Source organism: Streptomyces sp. LUP30 (assembly GCF_001746365.1).
Lineage (GTDB): Bacteria > Actinomycetota > Actinomycetes > Streptomycetales > Streptomycetaceae > Streptomyces.
This window is the reverse complement of the sequence record NZ_MJAJ01000002.1, coordinates 175,762-202,233: the sequence shown is the minus strand read 5'-3', so window position 1 is coordinate 202,233 and position 26,472 is coordinate 175,762. Positions and strand designations below refer to the sequence as shown.

The window sequence follows — 26,472 nt, the reverse complement described above, 5'->3', positions numbered from 1 at the left end:
GCGTGCTCCCTCCCGGACCGGTGCCCCGCTCCGCCGTGTCCTCGCGACGCCCGATGCGATCGCCGAGGCGGCCGGTCCCCTGGTGCGCACCCGTCGTACGCCCTCGGGCGAGCACGGCAAGGAGTGGTCGGACGGCATGCCGCCGTCCTGGGACGGGCCTGCCCCACGGCCGCCGGCCCGCCTTGTCGACGACGGCGCGGCGCAGGACGGCAGTGTCGCTGCGGCAACATCGGCAACATCTGGTGGGTGGTCAGCCACGTTGAGGACGTCTCTGAGGCCGAGATGTGGAAGAGGCTGCGGGACCCCGTGCACGCCGAGGCCATGCGCGTGGCTCAGGAGACGCTGGACGCCGAGCTCAGCGGTCAAGCCCACGGACGCAGCAGTGCGCCTGTCAGGGCAACCAGCTGACCGAATGATGTCCAGAGTTCGCATGTGTCAGACCGGTGGTCAATGAGGGGCTCAACCTGCCCCGACAGTCTGATAGTTGGTCTGACACAGTGGTGGAGCCCCTGGTAGACGGGTTTTCGACCAAGAGAACCGTCTCCCAGAGGCTGCGCATGCCTGGGTGCCCGTCTGTTCGGAGTCGGAACCACCATTGTCTGCCGCTACGTCACCGAGGCCGTGGAACTCCTGGCCGCCCTCGCCCCCCTCCACACTCGCTCGACAGGGCGTGGCCTACACGTGAAGGCCGTCCTGCCTTCCCGCGGCCTGGCCCTCGCGGACGGTCACGCCGGCGCCGCGCGCGCCGGACCGGGCAGGCGGGGGAGAGCCATACTCGGGGTAGATGCTGGGGGTGCCCGATGGCCTGCACCGCTGAAGGACGCAGGCGTCGTGGCGCTGTCAGTGGCGGCGACCGGAAGGACCAGTCGATATGGCACGTACGCGTGCGGAGGCGAGCACCAGGCATCCCCGGCACGAACGCAGGGGCGAAGTGCGGCTGCCGGCGGTCGTCGCGACGCTCGCCGCGATCGCCCTGTACCTGTTCCTGCCGCAACGGCTGCTGGTCGCTCCGCGCTACGTGCTGCCCGTCCTGGAGTGCCTGCTGCTCATTCCGCTGATTGCGATCAACCCGAAGCGTCTGACCCGGCAGACGAAGGCATTCCGGGTGCTTTCCCTCACGCTCGTGGCGGTCATCGCCGTCAGTAATCTGGTGGCGCTGGCCATCCTGGTCCACGAGCTGGTGTACGCCGGGGTGAAGGACGGTCGGTCCCTGTTGTTGGCGGCCCTGCAGGTGTGGCTCACCAACATCATCGTCTTCGGCCTGGCCTACTGGGAGCTGGACCGCGGCGGCCCCGTCAGCCGCACTCAGTTGCCCCGCTCGGCGCTGCCCCTGGCGGATTTCCGTTTCTCGCAGGACGAGAATGACGACGCCATCGAGGAAGTGGCCGACGGCGCCAGCGGCACGTCGGACTGGGTCCCCACCCTCGTGGACTACCTCTACATGTCCGTCACGAACTCCACGGCGTTCAGTCCGACCGACACGATGCCGCTGTCGACCCGCGCGAAGCTCCTGATGAGCATCCAGAGCGTCTCCGCTCTGTTCACCTCCCTCCTCGTGATCGCCCGGGCTGTCAGCATCCTGCACTGACCGGCCGCGTGGCCGAGGCCGCCTCCTCTACGACGGCACCGGGGTCGTACGGCCCCGGCGACCTCGGCCCACTGTCTGCGTCACGTCCCTGGCGGACGGCGTCTCGGGCGCCTCGACCGCGGACGGCGCCGACGTGATCCAGTGGCCCGACACGGGCCAATCGAACCGGCAGTGGGCCTTCCAGTCCAAGATCACCTGCGTCTACAACCCCGACCGGGCCCTGATTCCGCAGTCCCGAGGTTCGCGCGGATCAGCCCGTCGTGGCCGACTGTCAGCCGCTGGCCTGCCGCAAACACCGCCCCCACGTCCGCCGATCGGCAGGCCCTTTCCGGTCACCTCGCCGGTTGGAGAATGCCCTGGCCGACGCTGGCGGCGGGCGTCCGCGAATCCATCGACCGGTACGCCCAATGGCCGGCGCCCACGCCCTCACCGTCAACAGCCAGCAAACTCCAGCAACGCACCGAACTGCTCGGCGCCCTGGCGACCGCGTGCGACGAGCACCGCCCGGCGGATGAAACCACCCGCACAGATATCCCACCGCAGTCGCAGCAGGGGTTTCATAAGCGAAACCCGACGCCGATGTCCGCAGGCGTCTTCGGCGATGCGGGTCACTGCCGCCGATCAATCCCAGTGCGGATAACTCACCGACTCCCAAGGGGTATTGCTGCAGGGTCACCACCGGAGAAGGCGTTGACGTGGACGCAACCATTCCGTAACGTAATGCAATTGTTGAAAGACACGCGCTCAGGAGTCACCCCTTATCCGCCCCTCCTATTCAAAGGATGAAGGCATGGGTGTTGTACGCAGGCGTACGGTCATCACGGCACTCGGCGGTACGGTCGCTGCCGCAGCCGCCACGGGAACCGCACGAGCCGAGCAGTCCGCTTCGATCGCGGCCGCAAAGCACGAGGCCGGCCCTTACGAGGCGAAGATCAAGGCCTTGTTGGGCCGGATGACCGTCGAGGAGAAGCTGGGGCAACTGCAGCAGCTGTCCTGGACGGGCGACACCGGTCCCGGCGGCGGGCAGACCGATCAGGCGGAGAAGGCCGCCCGCACCGGCAGGCTCGGGTCCGTGCTCAACATCTACGGCGCCAAATCCACCAACGAGCTCCAGCGCCTCGCCGTCGAGGAATCGCGGCTGGGCATCCCGCTCCTGTTCGGCCTGGACGTCATCCACGGCTTCTGGACCACGTTCCCCGTCCCGCTCGCGCAGGCGTCCAGCTTCGACCCGTCGGTGACCGAGCGAGACGCCGAGGTCTCGGCCGCGGAGGCGCGCTCCAACGGCGTGCGCTGGACGTTCTCGCCGATGATGGACGTCACCCACGAGCCGCGCTGGGGCCGCATCGCGGAGGGCAGTGGAGAAGACCCCTACCTCGCGGCGGCCTTCGCCGCGGCCAAGACCCGCGGATACCAGGGCGACGGCACCCACCTGGACGCCGGCAACCGGCTCGCGGCCTGTGCCAAGCACTTCGTCGCCTACGGAGGCGCGGAGGGCGGGCGTGACTACAACACCGTGGACACCTCCGAGGCCCACCTGCGCAACCACTACCTCCCGCCCTTCAAGGCGGCCCTGGACGCCGGAGTGGCCACCGTGATGGCCTCCTTCAACACCGTCAGCGGCGTCCCCGCCCACGGCAACCGGCACACACTGACCGACATCCTCAAGGACGAGTGGGGCTTCGACGGGTTCGTCGTCAGCGACTACACCGGCGTTCAGGAACTGATCGTCCATGGCTTCGCCGCCGACGGGGCCGACGCCGGCCGGCTCGCCCTGAACGCCGGGGTGGACATGGAAATGGTCAGCACCCACCTCGCCGACCACGGCAGACGACTCCTCAAGAGCGGCCGGATCACGGCCCGCCGCCTCGACGACGCGGTCTCCCGCATCCTGCGCCTGAAGTTCCGCCTCGGGCTCTTCGACGACCCCTACGCCGACGAGGCCGCGGCGATCACGGAGCCGACGAAGCGGACCCGCGCCGCGGCACGGGCGACCGCCGCGCGTTCCATGGTGCTGCTGAAGAACGACGAGAACGCCCTGCCCCTCCACCCGGGGGCCCACTCCATCGCCGTGGTCGGCCCCTTCGCCGACTCCACGGACCTGCAAGGGACTTGGTCCGGCCCCGGGGCGGGGAAGTTTCCCGCGGTGACCGTGCTGGCGGGCATCAAGGCGGCGGCCCCGCAGGCCAAGGTCACCTCCGTCGCGGGGGTGAACGCGGACGGTACGGACACCTCGGGGATCAAGGACGCGGTCGCGGCGGCCCAGGCCGCGGACGTCACCGTCGTCGTGGTCGGCGAGCCCCCGGCCATGAGCGGCGAGGCCAGTGCCCGCAGCGACATCACGCTGCCCGGGGCGCAGGAGGATCTGATCACCGCGATCGCGGCCACCGGCAAGCCGTTCGTCGTGGTCCTGGTCAACGGGCGCCCCCTCACCATGGGGAGCTGGCTGGATGCCGCCCCCGCCGTCCTGGAGGCCTGGCACTCCGGCATGGAGGCGGGCAACGCCGTCGCGGACGTGCTGTTCGGCACCGTCAACCCCGGCGGCAAGCTCCCGGTGAGCTTCCCCCGCACCGTCGGACAGATCCCGATCCACTACAACCACGAGAACACCGGCCGCCCCTACGACGCCGACAACAAATACACCTCCAAGTACCTCGACCTGCCCGACGGACCGCAGTTCCCCTTCGGACACGGCCTGAGCTACACGACGTTCACCATCAGCGATCCCGCCCTGAGCAAGCGACGGATCTCGGCGGGGGCCCTGCGCAAGGGCGACACGGTCGAGGTGGCGGTCACCGTACGCAACACCGGCGAGCGCGCGGGCGACGAGGTCGTCCAGCTCTACCTCCACGATCCCGTCGCGAGCATCGTGCAACCGGTCCGCAGACTGCGTGGCTTCCGCAGGGTGAGCCTGGCCCCGGGCAAGAGCACCGCCGTCCGCTTCCGCCTCGGCGCCGAGGACCTCGGCTTCTGGACACACGACACGCAGGGACGGTTCGAACTCGAAACAGGTGACATCGACATCTACGTGGGACACAGCTCGACCGCGACGGCCAGGACGACGCTGACGATCAGCTGACCGCCCGAGTCGGCGACCAGGGGCCGCTCATCCGAGTCGGCCCCGCAGGGCCGGAGCCGACGTTCCGGCCCTGCACCACACCGAGTTCCAGGCATCGGCCACGATGACGGAGCCGCGTCGATCAGACCCGTGCCGAGAATTCTCCATTTGGGTCTGCCGCGTGCGGGAGGTTGAGGAGAGCCTCGGCCGTCCGGTCACCGGGACCCGCTGGACGCCGGGATGACGGGGCGTGGCGTGCGCCCCGTTCGTTGCCATGTGCTGCTGGAGGTGTCGTCATCCGACGGCGTGCCCGGCGGCCGGACCGGTATGGCGGTCCGGCCGGGCGAGTTCCCAGAGCTGGGCCCGGCCGCCCGCCGCACCCGGGCCGCCGTCCAGCCGCAGCTCGGCGACCTCGGCGACCCGCAGATCCGACCAGGTCCCCGCGATGCCTCCGCGGTAGACCTCGACGATGCCGGCGTCCCAGAACAAACGCAGTTCTCCGTCGGCTGCGGCGAACCCCGCCAGGCTCACGGTCATCTCGGCTCCGTCCCCGGAACGCAGGACGACGCTCCGTACGCCGTCCGCTGCCTTGGAGTCGAGTACCAGCTCACCCGCGACCCTTCCCTCATCAAGGCGGACCGCGCCGGTCTCCGGCAGGGGTGTCGCTGCCCGTCGGAGTTGCGTCAGCTCGGCCGCCGGCTCGCAGTGCAGGCGGCCCTGCCGTACCGAGAGCTCGCGCGGCAGGGACATGAAACCCACCGCCGGACCGACGAGGCCGGCCGGGTCCTCGTGCGTGCGGATCCAGCCGAACTGGATCCGGCGGCCGTCGGCGGCCCAGTAGGATTGAGGGGCGTAGAGGCGGTCGCCGACGTCCGCGACGCCCCTCTCGCGCACCTCGAAACCGTTGTCCGACGCGGGGCCGGTCATCCACCAGACCGCGGGCCCCTCCTCACCGTCCTCGTGGATGACCGAGACGAGCAGCGCCCCCGTGCCCTCCACGGTGAAGTGGTCCGGGCACTCCCACACCGCTCCCGGTACCTTCGCGGCGGCCCGGTCGACGAAGACGCCGTCGTAGTCCCACGCCCGCAGGTCCGCCGATGACAGGGCGAACACCGAGCCCCCGTGCGCGCGGCGCGCGCCGGCGACCAGCTGCCGCCACCGGCCGGCCCCGCCGTTCTCCCCGGCCTCGCGCCACACGCTGTGATCGCGGAACTCGGTGATGTCGGCGGCGGGCGGTGCGGGGACGAGGGGGTTGGCCGGATCCTTGACGAAGCCCGACAGCCCGTCGTCGGTGGCATGTGCCAGGCAGGGAAGCTGGGCGTCGCCGAGGACACCGGTGTAGAGGATCGAGACGCCGCCGTCGTGGGCGACGGCGCAGCCGGAGAAGCAGGCCGTGGCGTCGTACGGCGCGGTTTCGGGTGGGCCCGGGAAGAGCGCCGTCTCATGCTCGGTCCACGTGAGCAGATCCGGGGAGCTGGCATGGCCCCAGTGTTGGTTGGAGAATTCCGTTCCGTCCGGATTGTACTGGTAGAACAGGTGGTGTCGGCCCCGCCAGTGGATCAGCCCGTTGGGGTCGTTCATCCAGCCCTTCGCGGGTGCGTAGTGCAGCCATGTGGGCATATCGCAGATACCTCTCATCATGATGGAATGCGCTGTTGAGCAGATCAGACCGGCCGGTGCGGTGACCGATCCTCACGGGCGGGGCATCTCGTACTCTTGCCGCGTGTCAACCCATGAAGATCACCCACCCAGGGACAGAAGGACCCGCCGAGCCGACGTCGCGCGGCTGGCCGGCGTCTCGCCGGCGACCGTCTCCTTCGTCCTCAACCGGACAGCCGGCCAGACGATCAGCGACGAGACCCGGCAACGGGTTCTGCAGGCGGCCGCCGAACTCGACTACCGCCCCAACCGGGCCGCGCAGGGGCTGCGCCAGGGGCGCAGCGCGACCATCGGCTTCGTCAGCCATGACATCGACTTCGGCGTGTTCGCGGCCGCCGCGATCAAGGGGGCGCACGAAGCGTCGGTACGTCACGGCAACCTGCTGGTCCTGGTCAACACCGGCGGCTCGAACCGCCAGGCCGCGCAGCTGGTCGGCGAGCTCCTCGACCGGCAGGCCGACGCCCTGATCTTCGCCGTGGCCGGCACCAGATCGGTGACGCTCCCGGACGACGCCGCGCGGGTGCCGACGGTTCTTCTGAACTGTTTCGTCCCGGGTGACCCCTTCCCGACGATCCTGCCCGACGAGGTGCGCGGCGGACGGGAGGCCACCCAGGCGCTGCTCGATCTCGGACACCGGGACATCGCCTACCTCACCGGTACGGCCAGCGTCTGGGCCACCAAGGCCCGGCTGCGCGGATTCCGCGAGGCGCTGCGCGGTGCGGGCCTCGACCCCCGCCGGTCCACCGTCCTGTCCGGGAACTACCACGCCGACTCCGGGTACGAACTGTCCCGCAAACTGCTGCAGCGCAGTCCCCGGCCGACCGCGATCATGTGCGGCAACGACCGGATGGCGTTCGGCGCGCTCCTCGCGCTCCTGGAGGCAGGGGTCCGGGTGCCCGAGGACATCTCGGTCATGGGCTACGACGACCAGTTCGAGCTCGCCGCCGAGATCCACCCTGCGCTGAGCACCGTACGGCTGCCGTACGACGCGATGGGCCGACTGGCCGCCGAGCAGCTGGCCGCGGGCGGTCCTGCCCTGCAGGGCGGCCGTACCGTGGTGCACTGCCCGCTCGTGCTGCGCGCCTCCACAGCTCCGCCGGCCGGCGGGCCCGCCGGGGCCTGAGCCGGGCCGGCCCCGCGGATACGGATGGTCATCCACGGATAACTCCCTCGTAACAAGTCCTTGACGCACGAAACGGCTGGCGGCTAGCTTTCGGCCACTAACCCGAATTAGTAACCCGCCGCGGTGGCCTGGTGCAAGACCCGCCCCGGCAGACCAGGTCACCTCAGGTGCATGACGGCGGCTCCCCGACCGCCGGCGCACCGGCCAAGGAGGAACACATGTCCACACGGAAGCTGGTTGTGGGTGTCAGTGCGCTCAGCGCGCTCGCCCTGCTCGCCACCGGTTGCGCGTCCGGCTCCGGCAGCGCGAGCGACAAGAAGACCATCACGATCTGGACGGGCATGGACCAGCCGATCATCGACGGTCTCAAGGCCAAGCTCGCCCCCGAGGCCAAGGCCCAGGGCCTCACCGTCGAGTGGCGCCGGGTGGACAACATCAATCAGCTGCTCGTGCAGAAGGTGCAGGCGGGCGACGCGCCGGACATCGCGCTGCTGCCGCAGCCGGGCATCGTCAAGGACCTCGCGTCCAAGGGCAAGATCACCCCGCTGGACGACGTCCTCGACCTTCCCGCGCTGAGCAAGAGCATGACGGCGGGCACGCTGGACGTGGCCAAGGCCGGCGGCAAGACCTACGGCCTGATGGTCAGCATGAACGTCAAGGGCCTGGTCTTCTACCCGAAGAAGGCGTTCGAGTCGGCCGGGTACACCGCGCCGAAGTCCCTCGACGAACTCAACACCCTCACGGCGAAGATCAAGGCCGACGGGAACACGCCCTGGTGTCTGGGCATCGAGTCCGGCACGGCGACCGGCTGGCCCGCCACGGACTGGATCGAGAACCTGGTCCTGAAGTACGGCGGCGTCGACAAGTACAACGAGTGGATCTCGCACAAGGTCACGTTCGACTCGCCGCTGGTCCGCAAGGCCGCCGCCCAGTTCGAGAAGATCGCCTTCACCGACGGCAACGTGCTCGGCGGCCGTAAATCCATCGCCAGCAACGCCTTCGGCACCGCCGGCAACGCGATGTTCAAGAGCAAGCCCGGCTGCTACATGTACCAGCAGGGCAGTTTCATCACCGGCTTCTTCCCCAAGACGGTCCAGAAGAACCTGGACTCCGAGGTCGGCGTCTTCGGTCTGCCGCCGGCCACCGCGAACGGTGGGAACCCGGTCGAGGGCGGCGGCGACACCGCCTCCATCTACAAGGACAGCCCCGCCGCCCGCAAGGTCATGAAACTGCTCGCGGCCACCGACCTCGGCACCACGGCAGCGGGCAACGGTTCGTCCTTCATCTCCCCGCACAAGGACTTCCCGCTCTCGGCCTACCCGCTCAAGACGACCCAGTCGGTCGCCAAGGTCGCCTACGACTCCACCGGCTTCGTCTTCGACGGCTCCGACGCGATGCCCACCGCAGTCGGCACCGGCACCTTCTGGAAGGACATGACGGCCTGGATCACGGGCGGGGAGTCGCTGGACACGGCCCTGAAGAACATCGACGCCAGCTGGCCCGCCGGCTGACCACGCACGGCGGGGCGGCGGGACGCACTCCCGGCGCCCCGCCGCCCCGCCCGATACCCCCGTGTTCGAGGAAGGAACCGCCGTGGTCAGCCAAGTACTCTCGACGGTACTCACGGTGCTGGCGGGCATCGCCGCCGCCCTGGCCGTCTATTGGGTGCTCAACAAACTCGCCGAAGTCCTCCCGGGCCGCTGGGAAGACCGGATCAAGCCCTATCTCTACATCGCGCCGGCCATCGCGGCGATCGGCGTCTACCTGGTCTACCCCACGGTCGTCACCGTCGTCGACAGTCTCAAGAGCAGCGACGGCACCCGCTTCGTCGGACTGGACAACTTCAGCAGCCTCCTCGGCACGCCGGCCTTCCGGCAGACCCTCCTCAACTCGCTGCTGTGGATAGCCCTGGTCCCAGCCGCCTGCATCGCGGTGGGCCTGCTCGTCGCCCTGCTCGCCGACCGACTGTCCTCCTCCGCGGAGAACGCCGCCAAGACCATCGTCTTCCTGCCCATGGCCATCAGCGCCGTCGGCTCCGCGACGGTGTGGCGCTTCATGTACGCCGCCCAGCCCGCCGGCACCGAGCAGACCGGCCTGCTGAACGGGGTCGTCACCGCCTTCGGCCATGACCCCGTGCCGTGGCTCCAGCAGAGCACCGCGCACGCCAACAGCATGCTGCTCATGATCATGCTGCTGTGGGGACAGGCGGGCTTCTCCATGGTCTTGCTGTCCGCCGCCATCAAGGGCGTCCCTATGGAGACCTTGGAGGCGGCCCGGCTGGACGGCGCGGGCGAGGGCCGGATCTTCTGGCGGATCATCATCCCGCAGATCCGCGGAACGATCATCACCGTCTTCGTCACGGTCCTCATCACCGTGATGAAGGTCTTCGACGTGGTGTACGTGATGACCAACGGATCGTTCAACACCAACGTCGTGGGCCTGGAGTTCTTCAACCAGCTCTACACGAACTACAACTACGGCTACGCGTCGGCGATCGTCGTCATGCTGCTCATCGCCATCGTGCCGATCATGATCTACCAGATTCGCCAGTTCAGGGCGGAGGAGTCGGCATGAGCACCCAGACCACGCAGACGACGCAGAAGGTCTCCGCCCCGGCGCGGCCGCGCCGCGCCCGGACACCCCGCGGCAGGGGCGCAGGGCGCAGGCTGCCCACCAAGCTGAGCGTGCTCCTGGTGTGCGCCCTGTGGACGGTGCCCACCCTCGGGGTGGTCGTCACGTCCTTCCGCAGCGTCGACGACGCGGGCTCCAGCGGTTGGTGGACCCTGCTGGCCCACCCCGGCGGCTTCACCCACCTGACCACCGGCAACTACTCCAAGGCCATCGAACAGGCCGACCTGGGCACGGCCTTCCTCAACAGCATGGCCATCACCCTCCCGGCGGTGTTCCTGCCGCTGCTCATCGCCGCCTTCGCCGCCTATGCCTTCACCTTCATGACGTTCAAGGGACGCGACACCCTCTTCATCGTCATCGTGAGCCTGCTCGTCGTACCGAACTACGTCGCATTCGTCCCGATCATCAAGCTGTACGCCTCCGTGCAACTCAACGGCACCTTCCCTGCCGCCTGGCTCGCCCACATCGGGTTCGGCATGTCGCTCGCGGTATACCTGCTGCGCAACTACATGGCGACCCTCCCCAGGGACGTCATCGAGTCCGCGAAGATCGACGGCGCGAGCCACTTCCAGACCTTCTACCGGCTGATCCTGCCGATGTCGGCCCCCGCGCTGGCCTCCTTCGCGATCTTCCAGTTCCTCTGGGTGTGGAACGACCTCCTGGTCGCCCTGGTCTTCGTGGGCCCCGGCGACAAGCAGCCGGTCACCATCGCCGTCAGCAACCTGCTGAACCAGCAGGGCACCGGCTGGGAACTCGTCACGGCCGCCGGCCTGTTCTCCGTCCTCGTACCGCTCGCCGTCTTCCTGCTCCTGCAGAGGTACTTCGTCCGCGGCCTGACCAGCGGCGCCGTCAAGGGCTGACCCGGTCCGCGCGGCCCTCACCGGCGACACCGCCCCCACCTGCACAACGAACAGTCAGGACCCGGCACACCGTGAGCACAACACCCGACACCTGGTGGCGTTCCGCCGTGATCTACCAGGTCTACATACGCAGCTTCGCCGACGGGAACGGCGACGGCACCGGGGACCTCGCCGGCCTCCGCTCCCGCCTGCCCTACCTGGCCGACCTCGGCATCGACGCGATCTGGATCAACCCCTGGTACCCCTCCCCGCTGGCCGACGGCGGCTACGACGTCGCCGACTACCGTGACATCCACCCCGCCTACGGCACCCTCGACCAGGCCCGGCAGGCCATCGCCGAGGCCCACGGACTCGGTCTGCGCGTCATCCTGGACATCGTCCCCAACCACACCTCCGACCAGCACACCTGGTTCAAGGAGGCGCTCGCCGCCGGCCCCGGCTCCCCCGAGCGGGACAGGTACGTCTTCCGTGACGGCAGGGGCGAAGACGGATCCGAGCCCCCCAACGACTGGCACGCGGCCTTCGGCGGACCCACCTGGACCCGCACCGCCGACGGCCAGTGGTACCTGCACCTGTTCGCCCCCGAACAGCCCGACCTGAACTGGGACAACCCCGAGGTCCGCGCCGAGTTCGAGTCGATCCTGCGCTTCTGGTTCGACCTCGGCGTCGACGGCTTCCGCATCGACGTCGCCCACGGCATGGCCAAGGACCCTGCACTGCCCGACCTCGGCCTGCCGGAGTTCTCCGTCATCGCCCACGAAGACCGGCCGAACCACCCGCACTGGGACCGCGACGGCGTCCACGACATCTTCCGCGACTGGCGCGCCATCGCCGACAGCTACCCCGACCCCCGCGTCTTCGTCGCCGAGGCCCATGTCCGCCCCGGACGCCTGGCACGCTACCTCCGCCCGGACGAACTCCACACGGCCTTCAACTTCGACTTCCTCAAATGCCCCCTGCAGGCCGACGAGTTGCGCACGGTCATCAACCGCAGCATCACCGACCTCGCGGGCGTCGGCGCCCCGGCCACCTGGGTCCTGTCCAACCACGACGAGACCCGCCACGTCACCCGCTACGGCCGCGCCCACACCGGAGTGACCGCCCCGCTGCGCGACCACACCCAGCCCTGCGACCTGGACCTGGGCACCCGCCGCGCCCGCGCCGCAGCCCTGCTCATGCTGGCCCTGCCCGGCGGCGCGTACATCTACCAGGGCGAGGAACTCGGTCTCCCCGAAGTCGAGGACCTCCCCGACGACGTCCTCCAGGACCCCACCTGGGAACGCTCCGGCCACACGGCCCGCGGCCGCGACGGCTGCCGCGTTCCCCTGCCCTGGAGCGGCGACGCCCCACCCTTCGGCTTCGGCCCACCCGGCACCACCCCCTGGCTCCCTCAGCCCGAGAACTGGAAGTCGTACACCGCCGAAGCCAACCAGGCCGACCCCGCCTCCATGCTCCGCCTCTACCGCGACGCCCTGCGCCTGCGCCGCAGCACCCCGGCCCTGGGCGGCGAGGACTTCCGCTGGCTCGACAGCCCCGACGGCACACTCCTCTTCGAACGCGGCCACGGACTGCTGTGCGCCGTCAACCTCTCCCACCGGCCCATGGCTCTCCCCGAAGCCCACGACGTGCTCCTCGCTTCCGGGCCCCTGGACCACGACGGACTACTGCCCCAGGACACCACGGTCTGGCTGCGCACCGCCTGAATCCACCAGGGCCCGTCCGGTGTCCTCCCCGCCGACCGGACGGGCCCTGGTCCATCGACCGAGTTGGTTCTCCGTGCCGGCTCCACACCCTTTGCCTTCGACGTCGCAGGCACTCGGTTCCTGCTGTTGGCGGGATTCGCCCTTTGAGCGGCGGCTCAGTTCAGCGGCGTACTGCGCGCGGCGGCCGCCAGAGACGGCGGGTCAGCCGGTGGCCGCTCCGAGGGAGCCGCCCGTGTCGGCGGCGGGAAGACCGTGGAACCGAGGTACCGCCCTGGGTGGAGCGGGGTGGCAGGTGCTACCGCGCAAGTTTACCGGGAAGGCCAACCGAGCGCCGTACGACGGGAATTGGGGCCTCTGCGACGCTCGGATCGACCGGGCTCGCCGGAAGGCGATGCGAGAACCTGCGGGAGGATCGACCATGGCTCTGGGAAAAACCGTCGGCGGCGTAGTCGCGGCTGCTCTGCTCACCATCGGGATCGGCGCGACGACGGCCGGGCCCGCAGCGGCGGCCGACGGCCGCAAGTGCATGACGTTCTACACTCCGGCGGTCTCGGGGTACCGGGCCTCCGCCTACGTGTGCTGGAACTGGACCTCGGATGGTCACGGCGCGTACAACGGCGTCATCGACGCCGAGTGGAACGACCAGTCACGTACGAACGGCATCATGTATCTCCAGGCGCGGGTGAGCCCGAACACCTGGCGGGCCACCGGGGACGCGGGCTACGAGGTGGCTGTCGGCACGCACGACCACACCCCGTATTCGGGTCTCAAGAACCTGGCCTTCCGCGCCTGCCTGCCGCGCGGCTGCGGATCCAGCTGAGACAGGGGCGGCGCGGTATCCGACGACGCCCCAGGCGCCCGTGAATCGATCTGACGCTCACCTTCGGGGCCACCCCCTGCACACGGGGTGGCCCCGCAGTCGTCGGACGCCCCGACTGAGCCCGGATCCACCGGCTCGGTCCTTGCCCGGCCCTCAGGCACTGTCCGCCGCCCTACACCGCCGCCGCGTCCCCGGTCGGTGTCGGCCGCGCGCTGCGTGCGGCCTGCTCAGGCTGTGCCGACGGCACGGTCTGAAGATGCTGGGCGGCCTCGGCCGCGGTGTACGAGGTGGCGAAAGTGAACGCGCGGGGAGACGGCCCGTGCGCCCGCAGGTCCGCCAGCCGCTCCAGAGCCTCGTTGACGGTCGGGAGGTGACCGGCGGTGACCCACCAGAGCACCAGATGCGCCTCGGCGTGCCGCTCGAACCATTCCCGGCGCCGCTGCATCGCCCCAAGGTGTCCGCTGCGGTAGGTGAAGTCCCACAGGGCTTCCTGGGTCTGCCACACCGTCAGGTTGACGATGACGTTCGCGCCCGCCGGGCGCAGGCCGGTGGCGTCGGGCGCCCCCTCCTCCACGAGCCGCCACACGAAGCCGGGCGCGTCGTCGGCGGCGGCGTTGACCGGGTCGAGCATCTCGACGAACGAGGCCGTGCGCGGGTCGTCCAGCGGGTGGCGGAGCGTGGCGACGTTGAGTTGGGCGAGGTGGGCGGCATGCGTGGATGCGGTCATGACGTCATCCCAGCACGGCCCGCATTTCTATGTCAATCACTGTTGTTTTTAGAATTCTCAACCACCACGCAGCACTTCCCCGGCTGGGCGTCCATGCGGGCTCGGACGGGACCGTCCGTGCCGATCAGCCCCTCCAGCAGCGCGAGATTCATGCCGCAGACCAGCGGTGGAAAGCGTTCGGCGACGGCATGGAAGGGACAGTTGCGCATCCGGACGACGCGCACGGCCGCCCCGGATGACCCCCCGGCGCCTTCGTCCTCTTCCAGGCGCGGTTCGTAGCCACGGGCGGCCAGCATCTCCATGGCGTCTTCGAGACCGCCGCAGGGCGCCGTCGAGCCGCGCAGGGACTCGCCACGGCGGCGCGCGGCCGCCGTGAGCCCGGCATCCAGCCCGGCGTGCTCGGCGGCCTCCGCGAGCAGCTCGGCGGCGGTGCGGTAGTCCCGGGCGGGCAGTGACACCGTTCGCTCGGCCTGCGCCCGCGTGTACACCTTGGCGGGACGGCCCGCCCCCGGTCCCGAGCGGCCCGTCAGGCGTCGGCTGCCGCTCTCCAGCAGCCCCACCTCGGCCAGCCTGTCCAGATGGTGCGCGGCGAGCGTGCGCGCGACGCCGACCGCCTCCGCGGCTTCATTGCGGCCGACCTCGCGACCCTGTCCCACCACGAACTCGTACAGGCGGCGCCGCACCGGATCTTGCAACGCCGCGATCGCTTCGATGTCCTCCACTCGGCCATTCTATGAACAACACAGGCCGGAGATAGAGCGGAGATGAGCGGAGATGGAGCGGCTGGGATCCGGCCCTGCGCGCCCTGAAGAACACCTTCCGAGCCCGCGCGGCAGCTGTGCGCGTTGCCGGACATGGAGCATCCGCCCGGCTCCCGGCGGTCTCCGCCCCGAGCACCACACTCGCCCGACGTCCAAGTCCACAATCCCGATGCGTGGCCAGCGTCGGCCGTCGTGGCGGCTTCCATCCTTCCAGGTTCGCCGGGTACTCCTTCGAGACGCCCGCGTACGCCAGGCATCCACCAGCTTCTCCGACACGTCCGCGAACAGATCTGGGGGCAACCCCAGCCGCCACCGGCGCGGTGGGGTTGGAGGAGTCCCCTCGGTCACAAGGAGATGGGGCCGAGGTCGGCGGCGGTCTGGGCCAGCGCACGGATGACAGGGCTGTCGTGGTTGGAGCGCCATGTCAGGGCGAATTGGATGGTGGGGGCGTCGTGGATGGGCAGAAACGCGATGCCAGGGGGGTTGTTGTAGCGGGCGACGATTTCGCCGAGCGGATGGACGCAGCGTCCGGCGGTCACCAGGGAGAGAATCTCGTGGAAGGTCCGTGCGGCGGGCCCGCGGGGGATGCGACGGCCGAGCGGTGTGCGCGTGGGAACCATGGCCGATACCCAGTACTCGGGGGCCTCGGGGCCGAGGTCGACGACGTAATTGTCGGCGAGATCCTCCAGGGACACGCTGTCGCGATCGGCCAGCGGATGGCCGGTCGACAGGGCCAGCACGCGGCCTCCGGTGAGCACGGTGGGACCGACGGTGAGGTCCGGTTCGGCAACGGGCAGCCACAGCACATGAACGTCATGGTCCCCGGTGCGCAGGGCGGTGAATGGGTCGCTGCCGTTGATCTCGCCGAACTGGACGTCGCAGCCGGGGTGACGAGCGAGGAACGCGTCGACGAGTGGCCGTAGTTCGTGTCCAGCGTGGCCGAAGACGCCCACTTTCAGGGTATGGCCGGCGCCCAGGGAGGCCGCTTCGGCGCGGGCCAGGCCCGCTTGGAGGAGGTCGAGGGCCTGCTGGAGGTCTTCACGGAGGCGTCGGCCGACAGGAGTCAGGCTCACGCGCCGGCTGGTGCGATCGAACAGGGCCACGCCGAGACGCCGTTCTTGTCTGCCGATGGCCTGGCTGACGCGGGCCTGGGACACGTGGAGCCGTTCGGCGGTGCGGCCGAAGTGCAGTTCCTCGGCCAGCGTCAGGAAGATCTCGATGTCGCGCAGCTCCATGGATAACCCCCATGTTATGGGTCTCTGCGTGAACTCTACATTGATCCGCCGCTGACCTGCATCGATGCTGAGTACACCACCACCTGACAGGCGGCACGTGCCTGACGAACGCATCGATAAGGCAGGGAAAACGATGAGCGCCATGCAGGCGATCGCCGATCGAGTCGAGATCGAGGCGCTGCGCGCCGAGCTCACCGACGCCGTGATGATGCGTGACTTCGACCGTGATGCCTCGCTGTTCACACCTCGGGGCGTGATGCGGTGGACGCACGTCGACCAGGAGGTCGTCAGCCGGGAGCAGATCCGTGCCGGGGCCGCGTGGGGGGGGCAAGGGTGTTGGCAGTCCTTCGTGCGGGACGTTCACCCAGGCGTCATTCGGCTGGACGGTGACACCGCGACCGGCCGCGCCTGCATCCAGGAATCCGGGCGGAGGCGCGACGGCGCTTCCCACCTGCGCCGCGCCATGTACCACGACCACGACCACGACCACGACCAGCGCACCCCGGACGGCTGGTGGTTCAACGAACGCCTCTACGAGGTCAGGTACCCGGCCTCCACTCCGTCGGCGGGCTCGGCGCTGACCGCAGCTCCCCGAGGCCGGGCGCGACGCACGACCGGCCCGGAACCGAACGATCCGACCTCCTTCATTCCACCCAGATCAGGAGTACCTCATGGACCTCGCACTGTGGATCACTGCCGGGCTGCTGGCCGCCGTCGCCCTGCTCGGCGGCATCACCAAGACGTTCATTCCCAAGGAGAAGCTGGCCGCGCAGCATGGCGGCGAGTGGACCGCACATGCCAGCGACGGATTCGTCAAGGCTCTCGGGATCCTGGAATTGTTCGCCTCGGCGGGCCTGATCCTGCCCACCACGCTGGGCATCGCACCGGTCATGGTGCCGGTGACCGCTCTGTGCTGGATCCTTCTGATGGTCGGCGCGATGGTCACCCATGGCCGCCTCGGCCAGTCCAAGCTCGTCATGCTGAACTCGATCTATCTCGTGCTCGCCGCCTTCATAGCGGGGGGACATCTTGCCGCCTGAGCAGGGTCCGAGCGATCGCTGGCGCTCTTCCCGCCTCAGTGACCATGCATCGCACGCGCCGACGAGAGTAGCGCCAGTGAGTTGCGAGTCGGCCGAGGCGGGTCACGCTGCGCGGGTTCCCCGGGGCGTTCGACGAGGTGACCGTTCTCGAAGCCGGCTCCGGCGCGCCGATTCCGCTCCGCGGTGGCCCAGGGCCGGTGACGGGCAGGGAGACGGGCCTCAGGAACGGACCGAGGGCAGCCGGCCGTCGCTGATGGCCCGGGTGAAGACGGCGTGGTCGGCGACGGTCTGCCGGGCGTAGGCGAGGGCGAACGCGGTGATGGCCCGGTCGAAGGAGTCGTCGTCGCCGAGGTAGGCCGCGACGGCGGCGCGGTGCCCGGAGCGTGCGTGGCCGCGTGCCAGCGCCCGGCCGCACAGAGCGGCGTACTGGCGCATCAGGCTGTCCGACATGCCCTGGAGGGACGCGGAGCCCTTCATGTCGAGCAGTTGGCGCCAGTAGAAGTGACGTCCGGTGGGTCCGGTCGACCAGCCGAGGAAGATGTCACCGAAGGCCTGGAGCAGCCGCTGGCCTTCCACCACGCGCCGCCCCTCGTGGGAGACGGGCACCTGCACGTGCGGAGCGAGGACGGAGGGTTCCGCCTCCTTGGCCTGCAGCAGCAGGAGGTCACCCGCCACCCGTCCCTCCAGCAGCAGGAGGTAGCAGCGGGTACCGACGCTGCCGATACCGACCACCTTGCGCGCCGCGTCCACGAACCGGAAGCGGTCCAGCAACCTCGCCTGCGCAGGCGGCAGAGTGGCGCGATAGTCCTCGAAGACGTGCTTCACCACGGCACGGTCCTTCTCCGCCACTGGTTCCACCAGGGGAGGATCGTGGACGAAACGGGGCCGGCCGTCAGAACCGGGCGCGGTGAGCTTGGCGATGGCCTTGCTGCTGTCCGTCTCCCGCGCATGGTCCAGGCTGCTGTGCAGCCGAGCCCGCTCCAGCAAGTCGCCGACCTCCTGGAGCAGGCCGTCGGCCGCGATGTGCTCGTACCAGACGGCGAGTTCGGTGGCAGCGGCGAGTTCGGCCAGATGCGTACGGTAGCCCCGGACCGCCTCGGTCGCGGCGGTTGCCGCGGCCTGCTCGGGTGAGCCGTTGTCGAGGGCGGCCACGACGATGCTGGCGGCCAGGCGCTTGACGTCCCACTCGAAGGGCCCCGGCAACGTCTCGTCGAAGTCGTCCAGGTCGAAGAGCAACCGGCGCTCCGGGGAAGCGAACAACCCGAAGTTGGACAGATGCGCGTCCCCCGAGAGCTGAACGGTCAACCCGGAATCCGGGACACCGGCGAGGTCGGCGGCCATGACGGCGGGCGTACCGCGGTAGAAGGCGGACAGCGACCCGGCCATCCTGTTGTAGCGGATCGGCATCAGCTCGGGGATCCGCGGCCCGGCCTCCTCCTGGAGGATCTTCACCAGGTCACGTCGCTGCGGCGAGGAAGTCCACTCACCGTGCAGGAACAGGGGGAGGCGTTCACGCGCCGCCCGTCCTGTGTCAGGGGAGTCGTCGAACGCAGGGGGCTCGTCGAGGGAGCGGGAGGTCGTGGCCACGGGGTGACTCCTGTAGGGGGTGGGCCTCGGGTGAGGCGTGGCGCTGTGGTCGGCACGCTCGTCCCCCGCCGGACGAAGTCGCAGTGCCGGAGCCCGTCGCTGTGCGAAGATGCCCGGCCGCCCGCGCGATGGTGCTCCTGTCGGCCGGCGCCCGTGTTCCGGAACTCGGTCAGTGGGTCTGTCGTCGGCCATGTGCCTGTTCGCGGGTGTCGCTTCCAGCGTCCCATGCCCGGCGAGAGCCGCCACTTCGAGCCGTCGCACCTCATAAGACGGGACCGGGTGCCAGGGGTGGCCTCGCCGGGCCGACGTGGGGGAGCGGGGGAACAATGGGAGACGCCCGCTGTTTCCGACCGACGGTCCCGGGAGGCTGCCGTGAGCGATCTCGAATTCGAACAGAAGCGGACGCTGTCGCGCGCCGAGGCGGCTGATCAACTCGAGGCCTTGGCAGCCGCCGTCAGGCGTGGTGGGCAAGCCGAACTGGAACTCGGCCCCGGCCGACTCACGGTGCGGATCCCGGACGAACTCCACACCGAGATCGAGGTCGAGCTGGAGGACGGCGAGATCGACCTGGAGGTCGAACTGTCCTGGCGGATGCCGCAGGCACCGGACAGGACCGCGGAGGAGGACTGACAGCAGCCCACCCTGACCGTGAGAGACGGCTGACGACAGCCGAGCTGGTGATGGCGGAGAGCAGGGACGATCACCCCGAACTGGCGCCCCCCGCTGCTGGACCTGGCCTGTGAGCTGCTGGGCGAACCGGCTGCGGTCATCGCCCATAGGGTGGGCCTGCCTGCTGCCTGATCATCTTCCACAACTGGTGCGGGCCCGCCGCAAAGTCTGCCTGCAACTCCCCGACGCTGATCCGAGCTTCTCGGCATTGGCCTTGGCCCGGGCTTCGGACCGTTCCACGCCCGCGCTGGGAAATCCGGCTGGCCTCGCCGCCGAATCGACCTGCTTCAGCCCCGGGCCCGCGGCGACAACCTGGTCCTTGAGGACCGACTTCGGGACTGGCCTGGTAGGCCGCACCGAGCGGACCGGTCTGCCCCTGTCCGTCGGCACCTCCGGTGCCAATGTCCACGACAGTCAGGCCCTGATCCCGCTCGTGAAGCGGTATCCCTCCGATCCGGTCCCGCCGAGGACCACGCCGACGAAGGCCCGGCAAGCTCCACGCGGACAAGGGCTACGACTACCGTCACCTGCGGCAGTGGCAGGCACAGCGTGGCATTCAGCACCGCATCGCACATAAGGGCATCGAGACCTCACAGCGACTCGTTCGACACCGCTGGACGATCGAACGAGCGATGGACTGGCTTGCCGGCTGCGCCGACTCGCCGTCGTTACGAACGCAGGGCTGATCACTTTCTCGCTTTCGCGAGCATCGCCCGCAGGCTGACCGCCTGTCCGGACCGGCTGCGCGAGCGTGGTGGCCAGCTGCCCGGCAGGTACGCTCCGACCGGCGTCCTGCTGATCAACCGGCGGCACATCGAGCAGTCGTATTGCACGGCTCCTGACAAGCCGAAGCGCTCGACCATGAGTGCCTGTCGCGAGCGGGCACGCTCCCGAGCCGCGAGCACGACCGTCTCCCAGCCGGAGCGAAAGACGTCCGCACCGATTGATCGAAGAGGACTGACCACGATCAGCAGCCCGGAACTCCCCTGCCGCCTTGCTGTCCTTCGCAGTGGTCGAGGATGGACCTATGGCAGGGGACGAGATTGAGATTGCTCTCAGCAAGCAAGACCTTCGTGAGGTCACCGCGTTCGCTGCGGCGTGCGCGGAGGTGGTGCTCGAGGTATTCGAGGCCGATCAGCCGAGCGACTCGCGGCCTCGAGACGCCATCGGCGCCGCATGGGAGTTCGCCCGGGGAGGTGAGCGAGGGAAGTCTTTGCGCGACACGGCGTGGGCGGCCCTCAAGGCAGCCAGGAGCGCGGACACTGCGGCTGCGCGTGAGGCAGCTCGGGCAGCGATGTCTGCGGCAGGCGCCGCCTACTTGCATCCGCTGGCCAAGGCAACCCAGGTCAAGCACATTCTCGGAGCCGGCGCTCACGCGGCAAGAGCAGCCGAACTCGTCGCTGGGCACGATCCGGGCATTGGTGTCGAACACGTTGAGCGAGCGGTGCATCGTGCGACGCCGGTCGTCGTGGAGGTGCTCAAACGGTATCCAGCGGCGCCAGGTGGCGGTGGACGGGTGGGTGAACTGATTCGCATGCTGGATGCCGACCTTCGTTCGCGCACCCTCGCTGAATGACTTGCGGCGCCCAGTTGGCGCGGCCCCCTGACCGCGTATCCCAGCCCTCATTCAGGCAGCAGTCGACGCTGCTTTCCCCGGTCGGCCGGGGATGACGCCCTTGCGGGCAGGACGCCGGGTCATGAACGTGATGGCGGCCCAGGTGATCAGTGGCTGGCAGTCCACGGGTGTCGACGACCAGGTGGCGCTTGTGGCCGTTGAGCTTCCTGCCTGCGTCGTAGCCGCAGATGGCCTTGGAGGCGGCCTCTGCGGCTTTCGCGCTCTGGGAGTCTTCTCTGAACCGGCTCGACGAGGTGGCCCGGAGCCGTGTCAGTGGCTCCTGTCAGGGTCCGCGCCGTGACCTCATCCCAGCTTGGAGGCCATGGAGGCCGCTGCTGCTCTCCTTGAGCGGGACCTGATGCGTGACGAACCCGAGATCGCCAAACACCGGGCTCGCGTTGCTGCGGCATTGTCGTTGCGACAGGTGCCCGTACCTGAACTCATCGCTCGACTGCGGGATGCGGTGACCAGCACCGAACCGGCGTCAGGTGGTGGTGACCGCGTCGGGCGATGAGTACGACTCCCTCTTCGGGACGTTCCTGCCGACTGACAATCCGGGCTGGCTTCTCCGAACCAGGTGTTCCGTCGAGTGACATCGACATGTCGAGCACTGATGCGGACATGTCTACCTCTTGTGGGTTCGATCCAGACTGGTTCGGGGGGGGCAGGGCTTCGGCGTTGTCGCGTGAGGTCCGTTTCGTGATCAGGTAAGTCCGAGGAGGGCGAGGGGGCGGTCCGCGTTGCGGGCGTTGCGTCGCCCCAGCCAGGCGCAGGGCTCCGATGGCGACGTTGCACCAGGCCGCCATCGCGCGGGGGCGTTGCCAGGCCGCGTTGGGAGGCGTCCTCGGCGAAGGTGGTCTCGCGCGGCGGTCGGGGTGGGTCTGGGTGGGCTCCTGTTGCGGATCACCAGGCATTGTTCGATGAAGAGTGCGCGGCGCTGGGGGCAGGCTTCGCACCTGCGCCGGTCGACTTGATCCTTAACTGCGCCAACCATTGAGGTTGCAAGCCGTTGTCGGTCTCTGTCAGTGCATTTTCCCGAGGTCTGGGGAGCGCGTCGCGCCCCTCCTGATGAGCTGGTTCACAGCAATGTCGAGGAAGTCCTCGACGAGCGGTCCACGGTCTTCGGCCCTGGTCGCAAGCACGACTCGGCACGGTTCGATTCCTTCAACGGGAATGGTCGTGAGGTCGTGTCGAAGGGAGGTGTGCTCGCCGCGGGCCGGCGCGAGGGCGAGGGCCTGGCCGCTGGCGATGAGTTCGAGTTTGTCTGCCGCGGATGCGACGAGTGGGCCTTCGGGTGCCGGACGTCCATTCGGGCGTGGGTCGAGACGCCAGAATGCGTCATAGGCCGCGTCGGTGTACCGGACCAGGGCTTCGTCCGCAAAGTCGTCAATGGTGACCGACGTGCGGCCGGCGAGGCGATGGAAGGTGGGCACCAGCAGCACCCGGGGCTCCTCGTAGAGGTCCGTCACGCGCAGTTGGTCGGTCGGGAACGGTTCTCGGGCGAGGACCACGTCGACCCGGTAGTCCAGGAGGGCCGCCTTTACCTGGCTGAAGTCCAGATGCAGGGTGCGCACCTCGGCGTCGGGACGCCGGTTGCGCAGTTCGCGCGCCGCGGTGGTCACGATGAGGCCGCCCGTGTATCCGATGGTGAATTCGGCGGGGCCAACGGCGGCGCGGGTCGTCGCCACGGCTTGCCGGGCGGAGTGCAGGAGTGCGTGCGCCTGGGGCAGGAAGATCCGGCCCGCCTCGGTGAGGTGGCTGCCCTGTTTCGTGCGATCGAGCAGGCGGACGCCCATTCGTTCTTCGAGACGCTGAATCTGTCGGCTCAGCGACGGCTGGGCGAGGTGCAGGGCGTCGGCCGCGCGGTGGAAGTTGCGGTGCTCGGCGACGACCGTGAAGTACCGCACCAGGCGCAGGTCGAGGTCCGCCGAGGAGGAGGGATGGCCGGGCACACCGCCAGGATACTCGTGATACCCCTTTCGCATCACGTGGTGCGGAACAGGACTTGGACGCGGAGTGCCTGCGGTTCTTAGCGTTGAGGCACAAGCCCACCCCTCTCCATAGGCCGGGCTGACTCGACGCCACAAGAGGATTGTCATCGTGCGCATTTTTGTCACCGGTGCCACCGGGTACATCGGATCCGCGGTTGTCCGCGAGCTCCTCGGAGCAGGCCATCAGGTCATCGGCCTCGCCCGCTCAGACTCGGCCGCCGCAACGTTGTCAGCGGTCGGCGCAGATGTGCGCCGCGGCGAACTGGAAGACCTCGGCAGCTTGCGTGCTGGCGCCACTGCAGCGGACGGGGTCATTTACGCGGCCAACCAGCACATTACCGAGACCACGGATCCGGCCGCTCGCGCCCGGGTCGAACTGAGCGCCGTCGAGGCGATCGGGGCAGCACTTGAAGGCTCCGACAAACCATTCGTGGTGACCTCGGGAACCCTGGGCCTGACGTTCGGCCGACTGGGCACGGAAGCGGATACTCCCGATGTAGAAAGGCTGGGGGCGTGGGCCCTGCGGGTTCCGACCGAGCACGCCGTGATCGCGATGGGAGAGCGCGGCGTGCGCTCGGCTGCGCTACGGCTCGCGCCGCTGGTGCACGGCGAGGGAGACCTGAAGGGTTTCACCCCGACTCTCATCGGCATCGCCCGCGCGAAGGGCGTGTCCGCCTATGTCGGCGACGGATCGAACCGGTGGCCTGCGGTGCACCGACTGGACGCGGCGCACCTGTACCGGCTGGCTGTGGAGGCCGCCCCTGCCGGTTCGCGTCTGCACGCAGTCGGCGATGAGGGGGTGCCGTTCCGGGAGATCGCTGAGGCCATCGGCCGTCAGCTGAAGGTGCCGGTCGTCAGCGTCGCGGCCGAGGACGCAGGCAACCACTTCGGTTTTCTCGGTCCCCTGGTGTCGATCGACAGCCCGACGTCGAGCGCGGTGACGCTGGAACGCCTGGGATGGCGGCCGACGCGTCCCACGCTGATCGCGGACATCAAGGAAGACCACTACTTCAACGATTGACGATTCATCTTGGAGGGCACACTGGGTGGCCCGGGGCCCGGCAGGCCGTCCCGATCAAGCGCCGCCGCACCAACCGCAAGGCCGGCAAGACCACCACCAAAACCGTCTACGCCCTCGGGCTCACATGAGCAAGCCGCATACGCCATGCGACGGCGGAGCGTCGGTGATTCACTCGTCGACCGCCAGTATTGACGTTGCCCCCGCCAGCACGGCGCAGGCGGCCAAGGCGAGGACGACGACCACAGCGTGGCGCACTCCGCGGGGATCACGCGGATCGGGCACCTGGGCGAGGCGCTCCAGCAGCCCGGGCACGTCTTCCGGCGTGACCGCGGGATGCTCGCGGAGTTGGTCAAGGCCAGGCGGGATCAGCGATGACGCGTCGGCAGGCACGGTCTTCCAGGCAGGTCACGGGGCGTCGAGAACTCCATGATCTTGGATGCCGTGCCTGTCCCGCTTTTCCGGCCGATCAACCTGACAGACCGTCATGAACCGGACGCCAGCCGACTACGCCGAAGCCCTGGTTCGGGGGGCGTTCGCTGGCGCGCCCTCGTCGAGCCCTTCGCCGAGCGGGGCATTTGGCGACCGGCCGGGCGGGCACGCGTCGGTGCGCAGCAAGCCGAAGCCGCCGCGAGAGAAGGGAGCCGGGCTCGCTGTCCGGGGCCGGCTGCGCCTCCATGCCGACGAGCGGTGTTCCTCCGTTCGTCCTCGCGCCGCGCCGCGCCGGTACGTTGCCTCTGCTTCTTACTCATCTGTGGGTTAGGTGTATGCCCACCCTCATGGCTGACGTGGCCTCCACTGACATCACCGCTGTCGAACACTGCGTTAGCGTCGCTGCCGGTGTGCCGGGCCGGGGCAGCGACGCTGTCATCGGCGACCACGTGCAGTCCCGGGTCCTCTGAAGCCCACGAGGAGGCGGCGTCGGCGCTGGTGAGGAAGGCGAACCGGGACGGCGCGCGAGGCTCAGCCTGCCGGTTCGAGGCTCACCCCGAGTGGCGGGACGAGCTTCCTGCGCCCCGACCGGGGGATTCGAAGGCGCCTAGATCCGGGGTCGCCCCGCTGTACGGCAGTCCGACGTCGACTCCCTTGTCGATCAAGGCGCTGTTCGGGGCCAAGTGCAGGTGCGGCAGCACCGGCAGGCCGCCGTCCGACCGCCGGGGCGCGTCCCATCCGGAGGTCGAGACGCTCTGGAATCCTGCGTTCGGGAGGGTGACTCCGAGGTCCCAGGAGTTGTTCGCGGCGTTCGTCCCGGTCATGTTCGACAGCAGCGTGCCGCCGTAGGCGATGTTGTTGCGCAGCTTGCCCAGGCCGATGGCGGCACCGCTCGAGGAGATTCCGAGCATGTTGAAGTCGGGGTGGTTGCTGTAGCTGGTGTTGTTGAAGAAGTCGTCCGCCACGGTGTGGTGATTGGCGTAGAAGCCCGACGACCTGTTGTTGAACGCCACCGAGGAACGGACGGTGTGCTTCACACCGTTGGAGACGTACTTTCCGCCGTAGCCGCCCGCCTTGAAGCCGTTCCCGTTGCCGGACGCGGTGGTCGTGCCTGGCAGGTACCCGTTCAGCCAGGCCCATGAATTCTCGATGGTCACCGGCGAGAAGGCGTTGATGAGGTCGAACCCGTCGTCCGAGTTCCACCACGCGCGACAGCCGCGGAACACGTTTCCGGGGTGGTTGGCCGAGATGTGCGCCCCGAAGCCGTCGGCGCTTTCGCCGGCCCCGTTCGAGGTGTGCGGGTCGTAGTTGTCGTGGGAGTCCGAGTTGAGGACGAGGTTGCCGCCGCCGTCCTGGAGGAACAAGCCGGGTCCCATGTTGTGGTGAAGATCGAGCTGTTCGAAGGTGTTGTTGCTCCCGGACACCCAGATCCCCCAGGACTCGTGGTTGAGGTTGTTGTTCTGGGGAGCGCCGGTGACTTCAAGCCCTTTGAGATGAATCCAGCTGCCGGTGACGTCGAACCCCTTGATCCGGCAGTCGTCCTTCACGCGGGAGAAGTCGAAGATCGGCCTTTCTCCCGGATACGCCATGTAGCGAATCGGGTTCCCCGCACTGCCCCCCTTGTTCAGGGTGATGGCGTCGACCCTGTCCGTCTGGCTCCGACAACTGCTTGCCGCACGGGTGTAGGTGTAGGCGCCGCCCCGGAAATACACCGTGTCACCGGCCTGCACGACGGACTGCGCGTGGGCGATCGTCGCCCACGGAGCCGCCTGCGTTCCCGCGGCGCTGTCCGTCCCTGTAGGGGAGACGTAGTAGACCCTTCCGGCGGCCGCGGTGCCCACCGCCGCCGGGCCCACGACGAGCGCGGTGAGACCCGCCACGACCGTCGAGACCAGGACGACGGGCTTCACAACCCTTGAAAGCCTCATGCGACCGACTCCACTTCATTGGGATGGATG

Annotated in this window: 20 protein-coding genes and 3 pseudogenes; 15 read left to right on the top strand and 8 right to left on the bottom strand. The window is 69.0% G+C overall.

Annotated features, from left to right (window positions below; all coding sequences use genetic code 11):
• Window positions 1-231: 231 nt before the first annotated feature.
• The 3 genes and pseudogenes from BG482_RS44890 to BG482_RS02815 all read left to right on the top strand — a co-directional run.
• A pseudogene (locus BG482_RS44890) lies at window positions 232-408 on the top strand (VOC family protein); the annotation flags it as partial.
• Window positions 409-871: 463 nt separating this feature from the next.
• Window positions 872-1,588 carry a DUF1345 domain-containing protein gene (locus BG482_RS02820; RefSeq protein ID WP_069767209.1) on the top strand — a complete coding sequence of 239 codons (717 nt, stop codon included), beginning with the start codon at window positions 872-874 and terminating at the stop codon, window positions 1,586-1,588.
• Between the two features lie 790 nt (window positions 1,589-2,378).
• Complete coding sequence (locus tag BG482_RS02815; protein WP_079141541.1) at window positions 2,379-4,664, top strand: glycoside hydrolase family 3 N-terminal domain-containing protein; 2,286 nt, start codon at window positions 2,379-2,381, stop codon at window positions 4,662-4,664.
• A gap of 273 nt (window positions 4,665-4,937) precedes the next feature.
• On the opposite strand, the gene BG482_RS02810 is transcribed toward BG482_RS02815, so the two are convergent.
• Window positions 4,938-6,263, bottom strand: a complete 1,326-nt coding sequence (locus BG482_RS02810) for a glycoside hydrolase family 32 protein (RefSeq protein WP_069767208.1) — start codon at window positions 6,261-6,263, stop codon at window positions 4,938-4,940.
• 103 nt (window positions 6,264-6,366) lie between these two features.
• Here BG482_RS02810 and BG482_RS02805 point away from each other — a divergent pair, with 103 nt between their 5' ends.
• The 6 genes from BG482_RS02805 to BG482_RS02780 all read left to right on the top strand — a co-directional run bounded on the left by BG482_RS02805 (window position 6,367) and on the right by BG482_RS02780 (window position 13,439).
• A complete protein-coding gene (locus BG482_RS02805) occupies window positions 6,367-7,425 on the top strand; it encodes a LacI family DNA-binding transcriptional regulator (RefSeq protein WP_069767207.1) in 1,059 nt (352 codons plus the stop codon).
• A gap of 218 nt (window positions 7,426-7,643) precedes the next feature.
• A complete protein-coding gene (locus BG482_RS02800) occupies window positions 7,644-8,936 on the top strand; it encodes an ABC transporter substrate-binding protein (protein ID WP_141746535.1) in 1,293 nt (430 codons plus the stop codon).
• 82 nt (window positions 8,937-9,018) lie between these two features.
• A complete protein-coding gene (locus BG482_RS02795; RefSeq protein ID WP_069767205.1) occupies window positions 9,019-9,999 on the top strand; it encodes a carbohydrate ABC transporter permease in 981 nt (326 codons plus the stop codon).
• Window positions 9,996-10,916, top strand: coding sequence for a carbohydrate ABC transporter permease (locus BG482_RS02790; protein ID WP_079141538.1), 921 nt, complete (start codon window positions 9,996-9,998; stop codon window positions 10,914-10,916). Before BG482_RS02795 ends, BG482_RS02790 begins: the two co-directional genes overlap by 4 nt.
• Before the next feature lie 71 nt (window positions 10,917-10,987).
• Window positions 10,988-12,619, top strand: coding sequence for a glycoside hydrolase family 13 protein (locus BG482_RS02785; RefSeq protein WP_069767204.1), 1,632 nt, complete (start codon window positions 10,988-10,990; stop codon window positions 12,617-12,619).
• A gap of 418 nt (window positions 12,620-13,037) precedes the next feature.
• Entirely contained in the window at window positions 13,038-13,439 is a 402-nt protein-coding gene (locus tag BG482_RS02780; protein ID WP_069767203.1) for a hypothetical protein, read from the top strand.
• 172 nt (window positions 13,440-13,611) lie between these two features.
• Here the strand turns inward: BG482_RS02780 and BG482_RS02775 are convergent, their stop codons facing one another.
• From BG482_RS02775 to BG482_RS02765, 3 genes are all read right to left on the bottom strand, one after another.
• Window positions 13,612-14,166, bottom strand: coding sequence for a DUF3291 domain-containing protein (locus BG482_RS02775; protein ID WP_069767202.1), 555 nt, complete (start codon window positions 14,164-14,166; stop codon window positions 13,612-13,614).
• Window positions 14,167-14,198: 32 nt separating this feature from the next.
• Entirely contained in the window at window positions 14,199-14,888 is a 690-nt protein-coding gene (locus tag BG482_RS02770; protein ID WP_069767201.1) for a metalloregulator ArsR/SmtB family transcription factor, read from the bottom strand.
• Window positions 14,889-15,271: 383 nt separating this feature from the next.
• Window positions 15,272-16,162: a LysR family transcriptional regulator gene (locus BG482_RS02765; protein WP_069767200.1), complete on the bottom strand. Its 891-nt coding sequence runs from the start codon at window positions 16,160-16,162 to the stop codon at window positions 15,272-15,274.
• A 64-nt stretch (window positions 16,163-16,226) separates the two neighbouring features.
• Here BG482_RS02765 and BG482_RS40460 point away from each other — a divergent pair.
• Window positions 16,227-16,679: pseudogene (locus BG482_RS40460) on the top strand (nuclear transport factor 2 family protein); the annotation flags it as partial.
• Between the two features lie 154 nt (window positions 16,680-16,833).
• Window positions 16,834-17,202 carry a DoxX family protein gene (locus BG482_RS02760; RefSeq protein WP_069767199.1) on the top strand — a complete coding sequence of 123 codons (369 nt, stop codon included), beginning with the start codon at window positions 16,834-16,836 and terminating at the stop codon, window positions 17,200-17,202.
• 219 nt (window positions 17,203-17,421) lie between these two features.
• Here the strand turns inward: BG482_RS02760 and BG482_RS02755 are convergent, their stop codons facing one another.
• Entirely contained in the window at window positions 17,422-18,789 is a 1,368-nt protein-coding gene (locus BG482_RS02755) for a DUF2252 domain-containing protein (RefSeq protein WP_069767198.1), read from the bottom strand.
• Window positions 18,790-19,161: 372 nt separating this feature from the next.
• Between BG482_RS02755 and BG482_RS02750 the strand changes: the two genes are divergently transcribed.
• The 3 genes and pseudogenes from BG482_RS02750 to BG482_RS40445 all read left to right on the top strand — a co-directional run bounded on the left by BG482_RS02750 (window position 19,162) and on the right by BG482_RS40445 (window position 21,034).
• Entirely contained in the window at window positions 19,162-19,419 is a 258-nt protein-coding gene (locus BG482_RS02750; RefSeq protein WP_069767197.1) for an amphi-Trp domain-containing protein, read from the top strand.
• A 397-nt stretch (window positions 19,420-19,816) separates the two neighbouring features.
• A pseudogene (locus BG482_RS40455) lies at window positions 19,817-20,202 on the top strand (transposase); the annotation flags it as partial.
• Window positions 20,203-20,485: 283 nt separating this feature from the next.
• Window positions 20,486-21,034 (top strand): putative immunity protein, encoded by a 549-nt coding sequence (locus BG482_RS40445; protein WP_079141536.1) that lies wholly within the window; start codon window positions 20,486-20,488, stop codon window positions 21,032-21,034.
• A 1,061-nt stretch (window positions 21,035-22,095) separates the two neighbouring features.
• On the opposite strand, the gene BG482_RS02745 is transcribed toward BG482_RS40445, so the two are convergent.
• On the bottom strand, window positions 22,096-23,025 hold the full coding sequence (locus BG482_RS02745) for a LysR family transcriptional regulator (RefSeq protein ID WP_256096215.1): 930 nt from the start codon (window positions 23,023-23,025) through the stop codon (window positions 22,096-22,098).
• A 148-nt stretch (window positions 23,026-23,173) separates the two neighbouring features.
• Between BG482_RS02745 and BG482_RS02740 the strand changes: the two genes are divergently transcribed.
• Complete coding sequence (locus BG482_RS02740) at window positions 23,174-24,085, top strand: SDR family oxidoreductase (protein ID WP_069767195.1); 912 nt, start codon at window positions 23,174-23,176, stop codon at window positions 24,083-24,085.
• Between the two features lie 168 nt (window positions 24,086-24,253).
• Here BG482_RS02740 and BG482_RS40440 read toward each other — a convergent pair whose 3' ends face one another.
• On the bottom strand, window positions 24,254-24,475 hold the full coding sequence (locus BG482_RS40440) for a transposase family protein (protein ID WP_256096214.1): 222 nt from the start codon (window positions 24,473-24,475) through the stop codon (window positions 24,254-24,256).
• 590 nt (window positions 24,476-25,065) lie between these two features.
• Window positions 25,066-26,442 carry a right-handed parallel beta-helix repeat-containing protein gene (locus BG482_RS02735; protein ID WP_079141535.1) on the bottom strand — a complete coding sequence of 459 codons (1,377 nt, stop codon included), beginning with the start codon at window positions 26,440-26,442 and terminating at the stop codon, window positions 25,066-25,068.
• Between the last annotated feature and the right edge of the window lie 30 nt (window positions 26,443-26,472).

What these genes read in the sequence shown, in the direction of transcription:
- BG482_RS02820 (WP_069767209.1), top strand. Translation starts at nt 872, where the DNA reads ATGGCACGTACGCGTGCGGAGGCGAGCACCAGGCATCCCCGGCACGAA.
- BG482_RS02815 (WP_079141541.1), top strand. Translation starts at nt 2,379, where the DNA reads ATGGGTGTTGTACGCAGGCGTACGGTCATCACGGCACTCGGCGGTACG.
- BG482_RS02810 (WP_069767208.1), bottom strand. Translation starts at nt 6,263, where the DNA reads ATGCCCACATGGCTGCACTACGCACCCGCGAAGGGCTGGATGAACGAC.
- BG482_RS02800 (WP_141746535.1), top strand. Translation starts at nt 7,644, where the DNA reads ATGTCCACACGGAAGCTGGTTGTGGGTGTCAGTGCGCTCAGCGCGCTC.
- BG482_RS02790 (WP_079141538.1), top strand. Translation starts at nt 9,996, where the DNA reads ATGAGCACCCAGACCACGCAGACGACGCAGAAGGTCTCCGCCCCGGCG.
- BG482_RS02780 (WP_069767203.1), top strand. Translation starts at nt 13,038, where the DNA reads ATGGCTCTGGGAAAAACCGTCGGCGGCGTAGTCGCGGCTGCTCTGCTC.
- BG482_RS02775 (WP_069767202.1), bottom strand. Translation starts at nt 14,166, where the DNA reads ATGACCGCATCCACGCATGCCGCCCACCTCGCCCAACTCAACGTCGCC.
- BG482_RS02765 (WP_069767200.1), bottom strand. Translation starts at nt 16,162, where the DNA reads ATGGAGCTGCGCGACATCGAGATCTTCCTGACGCTGGCCGAGGAACTG.
- BG482_RS02760 (WP_069767199.1), top strand. Translation starts at nt 16,834, where the DNA reads ATGGACCTCGCACTGTGGATCACTGCCGGGCTGCTGGCCGCCGTCGCC.
- BG482_RS40445 (WP_079141536.1), top strand. Translation starts at nt 20,486, where the DNA reads ATGGCAGGGGACGAGATTGAGATTGCTCTCAGCAAGCAAGACCTTCGT.
- BG482_RS02735 (WP_079141535.1), bottom strand. Translation starts at nt 26,442, where the DNA reads ATGAGGCTTTCAAGGGTTGTGAAGCCCGTCGTCCTGGTCTCGACGGTC.